Raw genomic sequence first — 18,764 nt, forward strand, 5'->3', positions numbered from 1 at the left:
GTTTTAAAATCAAACAACTATCTTTGTTAGGCTGAATAACGCTTTGTTTTTCTTTAATACCAAGCAAGATTGGTATCTATTTTAATACTTAACAAACCATGAAATAATAAAATGCCAAATATTTTAGTAAGAAAATAATTTGGAGTATTCCTGCTTTTGACTTTTTCGAACTATAATAATAAAAATATAACACAATAAAAATGCTATAAAGGTTCAAGCTTTAGGATATGTTTATATACAAACACTATTAAAACGCCGTTCAAGAAATTAAACACTTTTAATTGTTTTATACTTCGGCTTTCATTTCCTCTGTTTTAGATCGAAAAAGGAAATGTTAAGGGATAGAAACATTATATGTGTAAACATAATCCGGCCTGTACGAAAGAAAATGACAGCTGTGTTTGTAAATAATATAGATACATACTTGTTACCTAATATCTTCCCTAAGATTATATGCTAAAATTACCATTTTCTTGAAAAGAATAAGGCGTAGCAAGCTAGATTTATACAATAAGAGTTAGAACATATAGCGTCTGATCGTATTGTATCAACCTAAGAAACAAATAGATTCTACGGGAATCATGAACAGTATTAAATGACCTGAAAAATAATTGCAATATTAAAAACACCTTATAAAGGTATCTGCTTTTAAAAGCATACAGGATGCATAATGGAAGTTTCAGATGGAATAATAGATATGTATTTATCATGATAAATTGCATTAAAATTATAATGCAATTCAGAGACTAAGCCGGCGGTTAGAGTGGGAGCTCCCCTGAAAGCACGATACGAGAGACGGGAATCTGAGATTCTTCGTCGCGTAGAGCCTGATCTGCCTGCTGCAGCTGATACATCTGATAATAACGTCCTTGTCCCTCCAACAACTTAGTATGCGTTCCACGTTCTACTACTTTACCATGATGTAATACTAAGATTTGATCTGCATCTAGCACCGTTGACAACCTGTGCGCAATCACCAACAGTGTGGTATGCCGACGGACTTCCTGTAGTGCACGTGCGATCGCTTGTTCAGTACCAGAATCAATATTGGCGGTAGCCTCGTCAAGAATTAATATAGCTGGCATAGATACCAGCACTCGCGCCAAGGCTAATAGTTGCTTTTGCCCTACCGACAGTCTATTACCTTGCTCACCGAGTTCAGAGAATATCCCGCCAGGTAGAGAACGAACTAACGCCGCTAATTCCACCTTTTCGAGTGCATGCCAGATCTGTTGTTCACTTATATTGCGCCCCAGAGCAATGTTTGTATAGACCGTTTCAGCCATTACAACCGGATCTTGCTGAACCATTGCAATACTCTTGCGTAACGCATAATGACTAAGAGTTTCAATAGGCCTTCCATCTAGCATTAGTGTACCCTGATTTACTGGGTAGTACCCCATTATAAGACTAGCTAACGTACTCTTTCCACTACCCGTATGTCCCACTAAAGCAATGAAGCTTTTCGCTGGTGCTAGCAGAGAAATATCCTGTAACACAAATGATTCATAATGATAACCAAACTGGAGGTTCCGTAATTCAATAGTACCATCCCTAAGAGGACAGTCATCTTGTCCATAATGCTGTGCAGGACTATCTATTAGTTCAAAGATACGTTCACCTGCAGCAACCGCCTGTTGCATAATAGATTGTTGGGATGTTAACTCGATTAGCGGTTCATTGAGACGACCAAGATAGTTTATAAATACGTACAGGATCCCCACGCCGATCACCCCGTTTGGACTCAATCCAAACATTAACAGTATACCGCATAATATTAGAGTAAACAATAAGCTAAGCAATGGACGTAGAAGATAGCCTTCTAGACGAAGCGTCTCCATACGCGTCTGGAAATGGACGTAACTCGAATTCTGAAGTTTTTCTCTGAAACGCTGCTGCTGTCGGAATTGTTGAATTACCTCCATACCGTTAATGATTTCATTTAAAATATTATTTATATCAGCTACATAATAACGAATCCGCCGAACAATCGGGGTACTATAACGCTGATAAAACCACATAACCACAACCACTACCGGAAATAGAAGCAACGAGATACATGCTAATCGCCAGTCTAGCAAAAACATGGCCACCAATGTAGCCGTGATTAATGCTGCGCTTCGCAAGATAGTAGCCACCACCGTGACGTATAAATCTTTTACCACTTCTGTATCATTAGTTACCCTAGAAATAAACTGTCCTACTGCCTGAGTATCAAAGATACTTAAAGGTTGACATAGCGCAGCATCCATAACTTCCGTGCGCAGCTTCTGCACCACTGTTAATGCGATCCGGTTGAATAATAATACCTGAAAATATCGCAGCGTAGCTGAAAGCACCTGTAGACCCAAAAAAAACAGCACTAAACACTCCACCCGCCAGAATGGCAATATTCTATCCGGAAACATATCATCGATAAAATGGCTAATTACTATCGGACCTGAAACTTCCGCAGTCGCTGCCAACCCCAGCATAAAGAGCCCTATCGTCAATCGTCTTCGATAGGGACGCCCATAGAGAAGAAGTCTCCTAAGAGTAGGCCACAGACTAATCCAATTACGCACCTCTCACCTCCTTGGGATGGGAGGAGTAGGGCTCCTGCTCAAAGGCCGCTTCCTGCTGCTGGTAACCATACATATCCCGATACCAACCCCGTTCTTGCAATAGCGACATATGATTTCCACGCTGGCTAATCTTCCCCTCCTTTAATACAAGGATTTCATTTACTCCCCGTAAAGCTGACAATCGATGCGCGGTAATAATTACCGTCCGATCTCCTCCCCAACGATACAAGTTATCTAATATTCTATGTTCGGTTTGGCTATCAACCGCTGATAACGCGTCATCCAATACAAGAATCTCTGCATCCATCAGTAAGGCACGAGCAATCGACAACCTCTGTTTCTGTCCTCCCGACAACATAACCCCGCGATCACCGACCTGCGTCTGATATCCCTTCGAAAGGGATATAATATCCTCATGCACACAAGCTAACCGCGCTGACTCCTCAATTTGTTTCGCTGTGGCCTCTGGACGACCAAGAGCGATATTGTTACTTATGCTATCGGAAAATAAAAAAGACGTCTGACTCACCACAGCTAACCGTTGACGCCATTGATCAAGTACTAAAGAAGTCAATGGCAGATCGTGGAAACATATCTCTCCATTGCTGACGTCAAACTGACGTAGAATAAGCGCAAGCAGTGTACTTTTTCCAGCCCCAGTTGGACCACATACACCTAACATCTTACCAGGCACCAATGTTAGATGAATATCTCGCAGCGCATACTTTTTGGTATGCGGATAAGCAAATGCCACTATCCCCACACTCAGCGCACCACGTCCCTCAGGTAAAGACAATTGACCGTCCTTAATCTCCGAATGTGTCTCTAAGGTCTGTCGGATACGACTATAGGCTGCGCTGCCACGCTCTACAATATTAAACATCCAGGCCAGAGCAAGCATAGGCCAGATCATCAATCCGAGATACATAAGAAAACTTGTTAGTTGCCCGAGTGTCATCAGACCTCGGATCACAAGCCAACTTCCACCGCTAACTGCTAGCAAATTAGATAACCCCACTGCTATATAAATCGTAGGATCAAAACGAGCATCGACACGAGCCACCTGCATATTTTTCTCTCCGGCTTCTAAGGCAATAGCAGAAAATCTCGCCGACTGATACTCTTCCAAACCGAAACCTTTAATCATCCGGATGCTAGTGAGATTTTCCTGTGCTTGATTATTTAGAGAGGAAAAAGCCGCCTGTGCCAGGCGAAAATGCTGGTGCAGACACTGACCATCTCGTTTTACCAAAAAAGCCATAATTGGCATCGGTAACAACGTTAAAAGGGTTAATTCCCAGCTAATTTTTAAACTCATTACCATTAGTACTGAGAAACCTATCACGAATGAATCTACTAGTGTCAGCACTCCCTCACCGGCGGCAAAAACCACACGATCCACATCATTAGTAGCGCGAGCCATGAGATCGCCGGTTCGATGGCGTAAATAAAAACCAGGCGATTGCTGACTCAGAAAATGATATAAACTATCGCGTAGTTCTACCGCTAATCGGTATGCTGTGCCAAATAGTAAAATACGCCAGACATAACGCAATCCATAAAGCAGTACCGCGGTGAAGACGATAAACCCTATCCATATTGCCAAATGACGCCTACTAAGATGGCCAGCCATCATACTATCGATAATAACCCCTACTAGCCTCGGTGAGACTAATTGTAATAAGGCGATTATTATCAGTAGTATCACAGCACCCAGATATTGCCGCCACTCACGGCGAAAGAACCATCCTAATTGCGCAAATAATCTCACAGATATTATTCCAAGAATAAATAAGCCAGCTCGTCACACACCATCGTTAAATGCATAACGCAGATTTTTGATAAAAGTATTATAGCCAGATACCATCTGAACTATCTTGTCTCACATCACTTCCGATTTTTACAATCAGATAACCTAACGAGAAAATATTAAGTTTTATCACCTTATTCACTAAATATATTCATCACTTACTAAAAATGATAAGCTTAGCGTTCTATCATGACAGCCAAACCTAAAAAGCCTTAACAACTAGCGGTATATTATGCAAGTAGAAATTAACAATATATCATTAAACTCGTTTACCTAAAACTCCATCAGAACTACAGTGATAGTGTAATATTCATGATTTTACTCCGATAAAATTTTTAAATAAACAAGCACGATATTCAAAGTAATCTCCAGAATCCGAACAATACTGACCCACCAAAATCTATATTTGGATATATAAAATATAGACTACAAATCATTACTGACGCTAATAAATAACAGACATATCTTATTTTAGTATTTTCATATAAAAAGCAGTATGGTGTCCTTTAAAACAATTCAGATTTCACTTTGTACTAATCTCAAATGGCCTGCAATACTATTTTAGTACCTGAGTCTCTTCAAGACCTCTCTTGATTCTAGAACTACACATATCCCTACAGCAGCTTCTTAATATAATTCGCCAACAATAGATAGTGTAATGTTATATCGCATAATCTACAGGAAAATTATGTTTTAAATTTTAAGATAAACTAAAATAGTTTATCTATAGTAAGTTATTTAGGTAAAAAATTAAATATATGTTACCTTATTTTGTTAGCATCAGATATATACCCATAAAGGTGATGCTCTGTCCAAATCCCATAAGACGCATCATATGTTAAGAAGGTGGTGGGTGTAATAGAGACAAACAAATAGCCATCAAGATCGCACGATCTATATCGATGCAAAGACAGAGTCTTTAGGTTGTATTGAACGTGTTTAAAAAAGATTAAATATTCACCTAAAGAATTTATTTCATTACTTTATATTTTCCGAATGTAAAACATTCTCTGCTTATAACCATAACGTTGTAAACATAACTTCAGATACGACGAGGTCTGGAAATCCACATGAATCCGTTCGAAAATTGTTAGGAAAGACCAGCGCGTTTTGTGTATCAAAAACACTCATCCCCCTAAAACAGAGACATATTATCTATAAATAATAGATAATATGATCATTATTCCTGAGAATCATTACTTATTTCATATATAAAAATGGTTTCATAAAACTTATCACATTTATCTAAATCTACTCTATTCTTAATTGGCAGAGTATTGAATACTAAAAGTAGGGTATATACTAAGAATTAGTCCAATATGCTGCGATTAAATATCAATAGTTTAAATATATCCACTTCTACTCAATCAAAACCACAAAAAAAATAGATATAACTAAGCATATGATTCTAATCATATGTTTATAACTAACAATAGGTTTTCTATGTTTAAATCCATCTCCCTTGTTATTTGAATTATTTCAGATTAAACATGCTACACTAGCAAGTGATATATCTAAAATAGGATTTTTCTTTATCTCAATAAAGAATCATACTGGGACAACTAAGGAATACCTGGCATTATAAAGAAGTTATACAACAGTCTTAAGCTACCCCTCTACATTAACATCAATGCACTATCCATATTTTTCTTCCAATTTAAATATGATCACAGCATCAGCAATGCTGAATTGCTCTTGTGCAATTCGCATGTTAACGTTTCCAATTGCTTTTGATCGGACTGAAGTTACACCCAGCTTAATTCGTACACCTTAAAAACATTCAACTCTGATAAAGAATCCTAATTCTTACCAGATATCTAATCTTTAAAACGTTATCATCAATATTCCCTAGTATATAAAAGCAACAATAAATCTAGCAACAACTTCGCTATTCAAAACGCATTTCAATATTGTTTCTTTTAAAAGAAACAAGAAAATCATTAAATAGCCTTCAAATGCTTATTCATCATCCTCTATAACCAAAAATTATCATATCAGAAATAATAATGAAACTTCTTGAAGTATTCCTAACAGCTTCTCTCCCTAATTAAAATGCCTATTTTTCGTTAAGATTAGTTTATTTCTCTACCAGAATTCGAATAGAAAAATCATGCTAATCTATCTCTAATAACAGATGAAAACTCTCTCACTCTTTAAGAAAAGAGTGCCACTACAAGAAACTTAAAAACCCTCACCACTTTGTGTCTGAGTAATGAAAACACCGTATCACTTCCATTATGCACAGAAGCAGTAATAATTCAAAGGGAGCAGGCAATATTACTGATCAGTTGTAAATAACGCAGGCACCTGATGAGGAGTACTTACTAATTGCTCTGAGATAATATTTTTCTGTTTTAACCTTTTATAATTAGCTGCATGTAGGATATCAATTAAATTTTAAATATTGTTAAAATCAAAAAAAGAACAATATTCTCTATAAAATAGAATAAAAATCAACAATATCATAACATGATTTCTTCCAAAAAAATACGATCAGTTATCTACACATAGATATAAAGATCTTTTTATAAGAAACCAACAAAATCTTTTAATATTACTTCCTTTTTTGTATAGATCCCCTTCTTATCAGGATTATTGGAGAATATGAAAAATTATACAGCAACTAATACGTAACATCACTTACGCACTTTGAGTCCATTATGTAATGTAGCTCTTAAAATAAATCCAGAGTGATTTTGAACCTAAAAATACAAAAAAAAGAGACATATAGTGAATCACTTATTATCAAAGCTTAATATCACTGACCATCTTACTCTACTATTATATTCATAAATAAAATCATGGTTGCGCAATGTCATTCACGTAGAATAGATAACCACGGTTTTAATTTATACTGAGTTAATAAATAACTTGGATGAACCTACTTAAAATAAACAACAATACGTTCCTATACATAATGTCGGATTCGTGCGAATCGATTAGGAAAGGCATCCACACAGTTACGGGTAATCGTATTATTTAGAGTATTTTTACCAAAAGAGCTCTCCATTGCTGATGGACTACTTTAAGTCAAGTGATACTCAAAAAAAATATGGAAACTATCATATCTATGGACAGCAACCCGTAAAGCATCAATTATAGCATAGCCATCAGCTCTTGATCAGAGCTATAAAATTAGGTCAATAATAGAGTGAAAGATTTGCTAAACGAATTACCGTATCTTAAGAAAAGATAAAATTAAAACAAGTGATTGCGATCCATACTCCCCTCACTGGTATCGGAAGTATCACGTAAGTATATGGAAATTAATCTAGAGCTAGGGGAATCTCTGTAATAATGCAGCCCGCAATCAACACAGCATTTACAATGGAGAGGGTGCTAGTTTATCAGTGGTGGGTAGCACAACCATACAATCAAAGTCATCTCTACCTGGAGATGTTCTAACATTATTGCTGAAGTTGGTTAAACCAACTTTCTAATATAATAACAGCTGAATACGCATCAATTTTACTTTTCATAAGAGCGCGGTAACCGCCACGCTCAAATAGTCTAACACGGGCTTCGACAGTGCTGAGTCGCTCATCATGCAACACCACTTGAATGCCAAAATGCCCATGAAGCCGATTGGAAAATGTACGTACCCGAGCAGTTATAGGCTGCTCACTACCATTCATAGTCAGGGGTAATCCCACTACCACTATATCTGGGTGCCACTCGTCGAACAATCTTTGAATCTGTTGCCAGTTAGGTACACCATTTTTAGCTTTGAGCGTCATCAGGGGGCGAGCAGTGAAAGTTACACGCTGACCAATACTTATACCAATGTTTTTGGTGCCAAAATCAAATGCCATAATACTACCGGAAGCAATCATCAAGCATCATCTACCGGTGCGAGAATCTTATGTACATTGCTTCCCGGATTTGTAACGGATTTATAAAGTTTTAGCAGGATATAAATATCCAATCGAGTTATTATAAAAACATAAAGAATTAAAACCCAGATGTTATAAAAGTAAGAGGTGGTACCGGTCATTGTCATCTGCTCTTAAATACTAGTGATTGTATGTGCGAGAATATCTTGCTGTTGGAATCAAAACTTAAGCGTGAAGATTTCAGGATAAAAGCATCATTGCCTGCCAACAAAACATCAGAGGACACTGACACCCCGCCTCGCTATTTTAGCTGAAAATAGGGAGGCGGTATAACCTTTGAGATTCTATTAGTAAACTTCTACAATCGATAGCTAAACGTTTTAAATACCTATCGTAGAGTGCGACCACTCAATTTTTAAAAAAATGCTGTACAGTCATGTACGAATTCGGTACATCTTACTTAGATAAGTAATTGAATAACATTAGTTATAAAAAATAGGATCACTGACTCGTCCCATTTTTAAATGAGACCGAAAGTAAGAATCGAAATACTAATTCAATCTACCTATTTAAATTACTAATATAATACACTGTATTTCTAGTCTAGAAAATAATAGGGAGTGATAACAATACCTTACAGAATTATTTCTATCTAAGTACCAGGAAATGACCAGTAATCTCAAAAGAACTTTTTGCTCTTTATATGAAAAAATAACATATAAGCGGCCAAACGACCGCATCTGAATATTCTTTTATTGTTGGCTGGCCTGAATAAAATCAATCGCTGCTTGAACAGTAGTGATTTTCTCCGCTTCTTCGTCCGGAATTTCAGTATCAAACTCTTCTTCCAGTGCCATTACCAGTTCAACGGTGTCAAGAGAGTCGGCCCCAAGATCTTCAACAAAAGAAGCATTATTTATCACTTCTTCTTTCTTAACGCCAAGTTGCTCGGCAATGATTGCCTTAACACTTTCTTCGATAGTGCTCATTCTCTTAAATTTCCTATCAAAATTCGCTTACGCGATCGGTTTTCCCTAATATATAAAATACCAAAAAAATATAACTCAATCCTGGCTAGGATAACCGGTATTTTATGTTATTTTGCGGTTTTTACCACAAATAACGCAAATGATTTTTATATGTTTTATAGCATATACATCCCACCATTAATATGTATCGTTTCCCCAGTAATATATGATGCCTCATCAGATGCAAAAAAAGCGACAGCACTGGCAATTTCTTTTGGATAGCCAAGACGCTTAGCGGGGATCTGAGATAAAATATTTTCACGATGCTCATTTGTTAACGCTTTTGTCATATCGGTAGCGATAAATCCTGGTGCCACTACATTAACTGTAATGCCTCTTGAAGCCACTTCACGAGCGAGCGATTTACTAAAGCCAATCAAGCCTGCCTTAGCCGCAGCATAATTTGCCTGCCCAGCATTACCTGTAGCACCAACAACAGAACCTATTGTAATAATTCTACCATAGCGTTTTTTCATCATAGCCCGTATTACCGCTTTCGACATGCGAAATACAGAGGTTAAGTTAGCATCTAGAACAGATTGCCAGTCATCCTCTTGCATACGCATGAGGAGATGATCACGCGTAATAGCTGCATTATTTACTAAAATATCCGCATCACCAAATTCCGCCCGAATTTTCTGCAAAAATATATCGATAGAAGCGTTATTAGAAATATCCAATTGCATTCCTTTTCCATGGTGATCTAGATATGCAGTAATAGCGGCAGCGCTTGTTTCAGTGGTAGCTGTACCAATTAATGTTGCACCACGCGCCGCAAGCATTTCTGCTATTGCTCGCCCGATGCCTCTGCTAGCTCCGGTTACCAGTGCAATTTTACCTTTCAAACTCATCTAAAACCTCAATTATAATATTTAAGCGCTGTGGATAACGAGGCAGGATCATTCACCACTGCAGCCGACAGGCTACCTACAATACGTTTTGTCAATCCGGTGAGCACGTTACTAGGACCCATTTCTAATAATGCTTCTACACCTTGATCCGCAAGGTACTCCACAGTTTCAGTCCAGCGTACTGGGCTATAAAGCTGGCGTACTAGCGCCTGTCGAATTTCCTCTGGATCTTGCTCAGGACGCACATGAACATTGTTAATCACTGGAATCTTGGGAGGGGTAAACTTTACCGCTTCCATGGCCTGAAATAACTTTTCTGCAGCAAACCTCATTAAACCTGAATGAGACGGCACGCTAATCGGTAGCAAAATCACACGCTTAGCCCCCAAAGCCTTACAGGTAAGGCTCGCCCTCTGCACTGCTTCTTTGTGTCCAGTAATAACCACTTGCCCCGGTGCATTAAAATTTGCCGGGGACACCACTTGTCCTTGGGCCGCCTGCTCACAGGCAGCGGCAACAGCGTCACTCTCAAGCCCAATGATGGCTGACATCGCCCCGATCCCAGTCGGCACTGCTTCCTCCATCAACTTTCCGCGTAACGTCACCAGCTCAATTGCTGCAGTAAAATCCAGAGTCCCAGCACAGACTAGCGCCGAATATTCGCCAAGGCTATGACCCGCAAGTAGCATCGGCATTTTCCCTCCATGCTCCTGCCATACACGCCATATCGCGACAGACGCCGCCAGTAATGCTGGCTGAGTTTGCGAAGTTTTATTCAGTTCTTTACTTGGACCTTTCTGCACTCGCTGCCATAAATTATAACCTAAGACAGAGGAGGCCTCGGCAAACGTCTCTTCGACTATCGTATGGTCTTGTGCTAACTCCGCTAGCATACCTACTTCTTGAGAGCCCTGCCCTGGAAATACCATACCCAAAAGCGTCATCTACTTATTCCTATCATTTAAAACCGTAACAATGCTGAACCCCAGGTGACCCCCCCCCCAAAAGCTTCGAGTAGTACTAAGTGTCCCGGCTGAATACGGGCATCTCGTACCGCTTCGTCTAGGGCTAACGGCACTGAAGCAGCAGATGTATTTCCATGCCGGTCAAGAGTAATCAGCACTTTCTCTATGCTAATATCTAAACGTTTAGCAGTGGCGGTAATAATTCGTAAATTAGCCTGATGAGGTACTAACCAATCCAGATCTGTGCTGGTGAATGCGTTAGCGTTAAGCGTTTCGTCAACAATATTCGCTAATTCAGTAACTGCGACCTTAAAAACTTCGTTACCCGACATCTTCAAGTAAGCTGAAGAGGTAGGATTTAGGCGATTATGATACGGTAACGTTAGCAGATCGCCATAGCGACCATCGGCATGCAAATGTGTCGAGATAATTCCTGGTGTAGTCGAGCGTCCAAGTAACACAGCACCGGCTCCGTCCCCGAATAAAACTAGCGTACCGCGATTCTCAGGGTCTAGGGTATGACTAAGAGCATCGGAGCCGACCACAAGCGCATACTCAATTGTGCCATTCTTGATATAAGCATCTGCCACACTTAGCGCATACACAAAACCGGCACAGGCTGCAGCTAAATCAAAAGCAATGCAATTGTTAATTCTCAGTGCGCGCTGAATCTGACAGGCTGAACTAGGAAAAGCATGACTTGAGGAGGTGGTCGCAACGATAATTATACCGACATTTTCTGCCTTAATAGAGGCCATATTCAGAGCATGCTTTGCAGCATGATGCCCCATGCTTGCAACGGTTTCATCGACACTAGCGATACGCCGTTCTCGAATGCCAGTGCGAGTAACAATCCACTCATCCGAAGTATCTACCATTTTTTCTAGGTCAGCATTAGACCGGATATGCTTCGGGAGATAGCTTCCCGTACCAAAAATCTTAGTAAACATTTACACTTAATCACTCTTGGGTAGTACCGCATCCAGGAAAGCGGCTATTTTCTTCGGAATCTGCCGCTCCACCGCTTGCATTGCCTGTTCGATAGCAGCACGGATACTTAAAGTACCATAGACCGTGGCTTTTGCTTACAGTGCCTCGCAAACCTATCAGGCAAGGCCATGATATTGATCGGGATTAGTTATCCGAATTGACAGATTAAGCGATATCTCAGGCGCTGCTTGACCCATGGCATAAACCAACCCTGATCCTTATTTTCTCCAGAGGAACTTAGCAATGAGAAAAACTCTGATCACTCCTTCCATAGTTTTTGATGTAACATTAGTGATAAAACCATAACAGACCAGAACATCTATTGTTCCTGTTAATAAGTCATTAGCTTCAAGACAGGCAATATAATTTATCGATGGTATTTATCTTAATAATAATACCGTCTCGTGAATGGGATTGAGGCCTTTTATTCTTCCTTGGCAATGTTAACAGTGCTACTTGCAAGTTCTTTACCTCTTTGATACACTCTTCAACCACCCGTGACCATCAAAGAAAACTGGAGTACTATCACACATTACAGACAAGGTTTTCGTTTATATTCAACACGATCGTTTTACCCTGCTTTGGATAGGGGTACAAACACTATGACACGGTCTTAGCACCAATTTCGCCAACCCACATTATTCCCCCCAATATTATAGCTGCAATTACACAGGCCTAAGCACGATTATCCTTGATGCGTGCACGTAAGGGCAATAGACATTAAGGTATCATGCTGTCGCGTACGACCTGTGAAGGTTTGCCTTATTAGTAATAACCGATTCAGAAGGAGGAAGGATTAATATTTCGAGAAGAGCAGTGTTAATTTTTGATAGTAACAAATTAATTTCTTTTGGGTTACCGAAAAGAAATAGTTAAAGTTGTAGATATGAAAACAACGCCAGAAATTCCGCAGGCACCGTTTTACAGATGGACCGAAGTCACCTATCCTTATAGCATTTAACACAAGAGTTAGACGTCTCAATATATCGCCTTTAAACATTACTTAGAGATAACTTTGCAACCGCGATAGAAACCGCTGGCAGTAATATGGTGACGCAGGTGGGTTTCACCAGAAACTTTATCCACTGATAGAACGGAAGTAGCCAGAGCGTCGTGAGAACGACGCATTCCCCGCTTAGAACGGGTAGGTTTATTTTGTTGTACGGCCATAAACATTACTCCTTGAGTATTTACGCTTTTACTTGATGAATATAAAAATGCATTAGACTCATCCATCTTAGATGAGTCTTTAAGTAAATTAGTGTTCCTGTACAGAACACTTGGCAGCCCCGATAACAGACATATATCAGCGATATCCGTAATAAAGAACAAATTTGAAATTTAATTATTTTCAATAAATCTAACCAGTTACATTGAGCTACGTAGGTGCATTTTTATATTTACAATCATATTTTTCCCCCGTTTACCCATAACAGCCAGCTGAAAGCTAAATATTGCAAATATCCGAAACAGATGCGGATCATTAGCCGCCGTTAGCAAAGATTTTTCTACACTTGCAAGATCGATCGACACGGCTAATCACTACTTATTGATTAAAAACGACAATATACGCTTGATATTTTTCATAAATTTTACCTATAAATGCAATTGTACAAATTGCCCAATCAGAGAATCGCTATGCATCAATAGTTTGATGATCTTCTTTTTTAAAAGATCTAGACTATTAGAATTATAAACATTAGGAGTTAAAAAAATGGTGTTTCCCATCATGGTTTACCTATATTCACATTATTAATTCCAAATAGTTTAAAATAAAGCGATAGGTTATTATACGACATATAAAATACTGTTATTAACAATTATATCACAGGAATCTGTATACTGTGTTAGGGCGCCTTAAGCCTAACAACCACAGCGTTTGTCTTTATAAGAGTAGAGCATCATGTATACTACAATACTTCTTACATCTCATGATTACTACCGTAAAACAATTACTTTTTATGAGGCAGCATGTTTTTTTTGAATGAGTGCATTTAATGTTTATTAAAATCTCCTAGGGTATGCTCGCAGTTTTACTGCCTAAAACTAATTGGATAATAGACAATTATTAAACAGTTTAAAGATAATATTCATTATCATGAATGTTCTTAGACTACAAAGAGAATCTGTAAATTAGTTTACATTATATCTCTCTCCAGATAGATAGCTATACTATGGGATGGAATTAAACGGAAAATCAGCAGGCTGGCTCTCGAGCCCAGGTTTATAAAATGATAAGAATTTATTAAAGCGTACGATTTGTATCAATAAAAATTATTGCACAAAATCTAGTGAATGAAAATTCATATAACATTTCCGAAATTCAACGACTAATCGCTTACATAAATCCGTAAGATTACTTACTCTGGCTATGGAAATCTCGTCGTGCATAGCCGGTGTACAATTGGCGAGGACGAGCGATCTTCAAACCATCATCGTGCATCTCTTTCCAGTGGGCAATCCAACCGACAGTACGCGCCATAGCAAAAATCACTGTAAACATGGTTGAAGGGATCCCCATGGCTTTTAATATGATGCCAGAATAGAAGTCAACATTTGGATACAGTTTTCGCTCTTTAAAATACGGGTCGTGTAGTGCGATATACTCAAGTTCCATCGCCACAGCCAAGAGATCATCTGAGAGTTTAAGTGTTTTTAATACTTCATGACAGGTTTCTCGCATCACGGTGGCACGGGGATCGTAGTTTTTATACACTCGATGTCCGAAGCCCATGAGGCGAAAGGCATCATTTTTATCCTTAGCGCGCTTAATAAACTCGGGGATATGCTCCACTTTATTGATCTCCTCAAGCATGCGCAAACAAGCTTCGTTTGCGCCACCATGGGCAGGTCCCCATAGGGAGGCTATACCCGCCGCTATACAGGCAAACGGATTAGCGCCTGAAGAGCCAGCGGTGCGAACCGTTGAGGTGGAAGCATTCTGTTCATGGTCAGCATGTAAAATAAGAATGCGATCCATAGCCCGCTCTAGTACCGGATCGACCTCGTAACTCTCACAGGGCGTAGCAAACATCATATGCAGAAAATTGCCGGCGTATGATAAATCATTGCGTGGATAGATAAAAATCTGACCTAGCGAATACTTGTAGCACATGGCTGCCACAGTAGGCATTTTCGACAACAAGCGGAACGCAGCAATTTCCCGGTGACGTTCGACATTCACATCCAGCGAGTCATGATAGAATGCTGCCAACGCGCCGGTAACCCCGCACATAACCGCCATCGGATGGGAGTCTCGGCGAAAACCATGAAACAGTCGCGTAATCTGTTCATGAATCATAGTATGCCGAGTTACGATAGTACGAAACTCATCAAACTGCTCTTGTGTCGGGGCTTCACCGTTTAACAGAATATAGCAGACCTCTAGATAGTTCGACGAAAGCGCCAACTGATCAATAGGAAAGCCGCGGTGTAACAATATGCCTTGATCACCATCAATATAAGTGATCCTCGATTCACAGGAAGCAGTTGATGTGAAGCCGGGATCGAAAGTGAAATATCCCTGAGTTCCCAAGTTGCGGATATCAATCTCTTTTTCGCCCATGGTACCTATTAGCATACCCATGCAAATAGGGTCACCCCCCGCAGGAATCAAAGTTGCTTTACTTTCAGCCATTATACCTTCCTTTAGTTCCGGTCACAGCGCTTGGCGCTTTTCCCGGCCGCTTCTCCTTAGCAGGCTAAGCCAGGCGAAACCTGACGCTTCTCGCGTAAAAGTTGAATGAACGAACAGTATTCTTGAATGAACCTTTACTTAAGACATTGTCTTGTAGACAATGTCTTAACCCCCCCCTAATTAAAGTAATCACATTATACTTTTGCATATTCCCGAATGGGAATAATGATTACATATATATATCATTAGATATATGGACTATAGCATAAAAAAGGGTGACTTATCGTTAAGGTCAAGCCATTCCCTTGTAAAATATTTAATAATTGTGATATTGATCGCTAAATTGTTTAAATCTTAATAAACTGGTTATATGGTAATTGTAATTATCATGTAAAATCTTTATGCTTTAATGAAGTCTCCGGAAAGCCCTTTGACAGAAATAAGCAGCGTTATTTAATACATCTACAATTTGCGTGTTAAGGAATTCTGGATTTACCAGATGAGATTCAATACACTTTATCCCGTTAACGCTGTATTCTCTAAAGAAAACCAGAGGGGAAAAAGGAATATCGTAATAGTTTTATGGGTAAACCCGTGAAAAAACAAAGACCTATTAACTTAAATCTTCGAACAATCCGGTTCCCTATCACTGCAGTCGCATCCATTCTTCATCGCATATCCGGCGTTGTCATGTTTATAGCCATCGGTATACTCCTCTGGATACTTGGAGTATCCCTTGCCTCTCCTTCAGGTTTTATCCAAGCATCATGCATGATGGATCATCTACTCATGAAATTTTTGTTTTGGGCTATTCTCACAGCGTGTGCCTATCACACTCTTGCTGGCATCCGTCATATTCTGATGGATTTCGGCTATCTAGAAGAAACATTGAAGCTAGGTAACGCTACCGCAATTATCACATTTTCACTAACCGTCGTCCTGTCCATGTTAGCTGGAGTTTTTTTATGGTAAGCAATACCTCGGCGTTAGGGCGTAACGGAGTTCATGAGTGGTTATTAGTTCGTTCATCCGCAATTTTAATTTTCCTTTACATAATGTATCTTGCTGGTTTTATTTTGTTTTCAGAATCTCTTACTTATGAGCTTTGGCGTAGTTTTTTTAGCAATTCCATTATGAAAGTATTTACTATGCTAACCCTGCTTTCTATTTTAGTGCATACTTGGATCGGGATGTGGCAGATATTAACTGATTACATCAAAACTCTGTCCCTACGGCTTCTGCTGCAGTTAGCTATCGCCACTGTGCTTATAGCATACTTACTTTATGGAACTGTTATTGTCTGGGGGGTATAGTCAATGAGACTGCCAGTAAGAGAGTTTGAGGCTATTGTAATTGGCGCAGGAGGCGCGGGCATGCGTGCTGCACTACAAATTTCCCAGATGGGGCTCTCCTGCGCCTTAATTTCCAAAGTTTTTCCGACGCGCTCCCATACAGTATCAGCACAGGGTGGCATTACCGTTGCACTCGGCAATAGCCATGAAGACGACTGGCAATGGCACATGTATGATACAGTAAAAGGGTCGGACTATATTGGAGATCAAGACGCCATTGAATATATGTGTAAAACTGGCCCAGAAGCCGTACTAGAGCTAGAGCATATGGGATTACCATTTTCCCGTTTCGATGACGGGCGCATCTATCAGCGCCCGTTTGGTGGCCAATCGATTCAGTATGGGGGCGCACAGGCGGCGCGCACCGCAGCTTCTGCTGACCGTACTGGGCATGCACTGCTACATACGCTTTACCAGCAAAACCTAAAAAACCACACCACTATTTTTTCTGAATGGTATGCTCTAGATCTCGTCAAAAATCAGGATGCAGTGGTAGTAGGTTGCACCGGACTCTGTATTGAAACCGGAGAAGTGATCTATTTTAAAGCCGCCGCAACCATTCTAGCTACCGGTGGTGCCGGACGTATATACCCATCCACAACCAACGCGCACATAAATACTGGCGATGGCATCGGCATGGCACTACGCGCGGGCGCGCCTGTCCAAGATATGGAAATGTGGCAATTTCATCCTACCGGTATCGCGGGCGCAGGAGTCCTAGTCACTGAGGGGTGTCGTGGTGAAGGCGGTTATTTACTGAATAAAAACGGTGAACGCTTCATGGAGCGTTACGCACCGAATACCAAGGATCTAGCAGGCCGAGATGTGGTAGCTCGTTCGATCATGATCGAGATTCGCGAAGGCCGGGGCTGCAATGGACCGTGGGGGCCGCACGTAAAACTGAAACTCGACCATTTAGGAAAAGAGGTACTGGAATCTCGTTTACCGGGGATACTAGAACTATCACGCACCTTTGCTCACGTGGACCCGATTAAAGAAACAATTCCCGTCACTCCTACTTGTCATTATATGATGGGGGGCGTTCCAACAAAAGTAACTGGTCAGGTCATTAATCTTAACGACACAGGTAAAGAGGTAGTAATCCCTGGCCTATTCGCTGTAGGTGAAGTTGCCTGCGTATCGGTACACGGTGCGAATCGATTAGGCGGTAATTCGCTTCTAGATCTAATAGTTTTCGGTCGTGCAGCTGGGATACATCTGCAAGCATTACTACAAGAGCAGGGGCCGTCGCGTGATGCTAGCAACAATGACATCGATGCAGCAATGGGTCGCTATCATCGCTGGAATAACAATCGTTGTGGCGAAAATCCGGTTCAAATCCGTCAAGCGCTACAGCTCTGTATGCAAAACAACTTCTCCGTATTTCGAGAAGGGGACACAATGGCTCAGGGACTGGAAGAGCTTAAAGAAATCCGAGAACGTTTGCATCATGCTCGTCTTGATGATACTTCACAAGCATTCAACACCCAGAGGGTGGAATGCCTGGAGCTAGATAATCTAATGGCAACCGCTTACTCTACTGCAGTCGCAGCAAATTTCCGAACTGAAAGCCGCGGTGCCCACAGCCGCTTTGACTTCCCAAATCGCGATGATGAAAACTGGCTGTGTCACTCACTGTACTTACCAGAACGTGATATTATGACTCGACGTAAAGTCAATATGAAACCAACATTACGCGCGGCGTTTCCGCCGAGAGTGCGCACTTACTAAGGC

14 protein-coding genes are annotated in these 18,764 nt (G+C 40.2%); 3 read left to right on the plus strand and 11 right to left on the minus strand.

Features of this window, described 5'->3' with window-relative positions; translation table 11 throughout:
- Positions 1 to 758 precede the first annotated feature (758 nt).
- From GFK82_RS02515 to GFK82_RS02565, 11 genes are all read right to left on the minus strand, one after another.
- Positions 759 to 2,564 (minus strand): SmdB family multidrug efflux ABC transporter permease/ATP-binding protein, encoded by a 1,806-nt coding sequence (locus GFK82_RS02515; RefSeq protein ID WP_226810368.1) that lies wholly within the window; start codon positions 2,562 to 2,564, stop codon positions 759 to 761.
- Complete coding sequence (locus GFK82_RS02520) at positions 2,557 to 4,335, minus strand: SmdA family multidrug ABC transporter permease/ATP-binding protein (RefSeq protein ID WP_226810369.1); 1,779 nt, start codon at positions 4,333 to 4,335, stop codon at positions 2,557 to 2,559. The genes GFK82_RS02515 and GFK82_RS02520 overlap by 8 nt, the downstream gene beginning before the upstream one ends.
- A gap of 3,446 nt (positions 4,336 to 7,781) precedes the next feature.
- Positions 7,782 to 8,207, minus strand: coding sequence for a Holliday junction resolvase RuvX (gene ruvX, locus GFK82_RS02525; RefSeq protein ID WP_226810370.1), 426 nt, complete (start codon positions 8,205 to 8,207; stop codon positions 7,782 to 7,784).
- Positions 8,208 to 8,959: 752 nt separating this feature from the next.
- The gene (gene acpP / locus GFK82_RS02530; RefSeq protein WP_226810371.1) at positions 8,960 to 9,196 is read right to left on the minus strand and encodes an acyl carrier protein; all 237 of its coding nucleotides are present in this window, start codon (positions 9,194 to 9,196) and stop codon (positions 8,960 to 8,962) included.
- 155 nt (positions 9,197 to 9,351) lie between these two features.
- A complete protein-coding gene (fabG, locus tag GFK82_RS02535; protein WP_226810372.1) occupies positions 9,352 to 10,086 on the minus strand; it encodes a 3-oxoacyl-ACP reductase FabG in 735 nt (244 codons plus the stop codon).
- Positions 10,087 to 10,094: 8 nt separating this feature from the next.
- A complete protein-coding gene (fabD, locus tag GFK82_RS02540; RefSeq protein WP_226810373.1) occupies positions 10,095 to 11,030 on the minus strand; it encodes an ACP S-malonyltransferase in 936 nt (311 codons plus the stop codon).
- A 17-nt stretch (positions 11,031 to 11,047) separates the two neighbouring features.
- Positions 11,048 to 12,001 carry a beta-ketoacyl-ACP synthase III gene (locus GFK82_RS02545; protein WP_226810374.1) on the minus strand — a complete coding sequence of 318 codons (954 nt, stop codon included), beginning with the start codon at positions 11,999 to 12,001 and terminating at the stop codon, positions 11,048 to 11,050.
- Between the two features lie 258 nt (positions 12,002 to 12,259).
- Complete coding sequence (locus tag GFK82_RS04015; RefSeq protein ID WP_226811283.1) at positions 12,260 to 12,421, minus strand: hypothetical protein; 162 nt, start codon at positions 12,419 to 12,421, stop codon at positions 12,260 to 12,262.
- A gap of 619 nt (positions 12,422 to 13,040) precedes the next feature.
- On the minus strand, positions 13,041 to 13,211 hold the full coding sequence (rpmF, locus tag GFK82_RS02555; RefSeq protein WP_226810375.1) for a 50S ribosomal protein L32: 171 nt from the start codon (positions 13,209 to 13,211) through the stop codon (positions 13,041 to 13,043).
- Positions 13,212 to 13,409: 198 nt separating this feature from the next.
- Complete coding sequence (locus tag GFK82_RS02560) at positions 13,410 to 13,574, minus strand: hypothetical protein (protein ID WP_226810376.1); 165 nt, start codon at positions 13,572 to 13,574, stop codon at positions 13,410 to 13,412.
- Positions 13,575 to 14,397: 823 nt separating this feature from the next.
- The gene (locus GFK82_RS02565) at positions 14,398 to 15,678 is read right to left on the minus strand and encodes a citrate synthase (protein ID WP_226810377.1); all 1,281 of its coding nucleotides are present in this window, start codon (positions 15,676 to 15,678) and stop codon (positions 14,398 to 14,400) included.
- Positions 15,679 to 16,260: 582 nt separating this feature from the next.
- Here GFK82_RS02565 and sdhC point away from each other — a divergent pair.
- The 3 genes from sdhC to sdhA are packed head-to-tail and all read left to right on the plus strand — an operon-like array spanning position 16,261 to position 18,761.
- A complete protein-coding gene (gene sdhC / locus GFK82_RS02570; protein ID WP_226810378.1) occupies positions 16,261 to 16,650 on the plus strand; it encodes a succinate dehydrogenase cytochrome b556 subunit in 390 nt (129 codons plus the stop codon).
- The gene (sdhD, locus tag GFK82_RS02575) at positions 16,644 to 16,991 is read left to right on the plus strand and encodes a succinate dehydrogenase membrane anchor subunit (RefSeq protein WP_226810379.1); all 348 of its coding nucleotides are present in this window, start codon (positions 16,644 to 16,646) and stop codon (positions 16,989 to 16,991) included. The genes sdhC and sdhD overlap by 7 nt, the downstream gene beginning before the upstream one ends.
- 3 nt (positions 16,992 to 16,994) lie before the next feature.
- Complete coding sequence (gene sdhA / locus GFK82_RS02580) at positions 16,995 to 18,761, plus strand: succinate dehydrogenase flavoprotein subunit (RefSeq protein ID WP_226810380.1); 1,767 nt, start codon at positions 16,995 to 16,997, stop codon at positions 18,759 to 18,761.
- The last annotated feature ends 3 nt before the right edge of the window (positions 18,762 to 18,764 follow it).

This window comes from Candidatus Steffania adelgidicola (genome assembly GCF_020541225.1).
Lineage (GTDB): Bacteria > Pseudomonadota > Gammaproteobacteria > Enterobacterales > Enterobacteriaceae > Steffania > Steffania adelgidicola.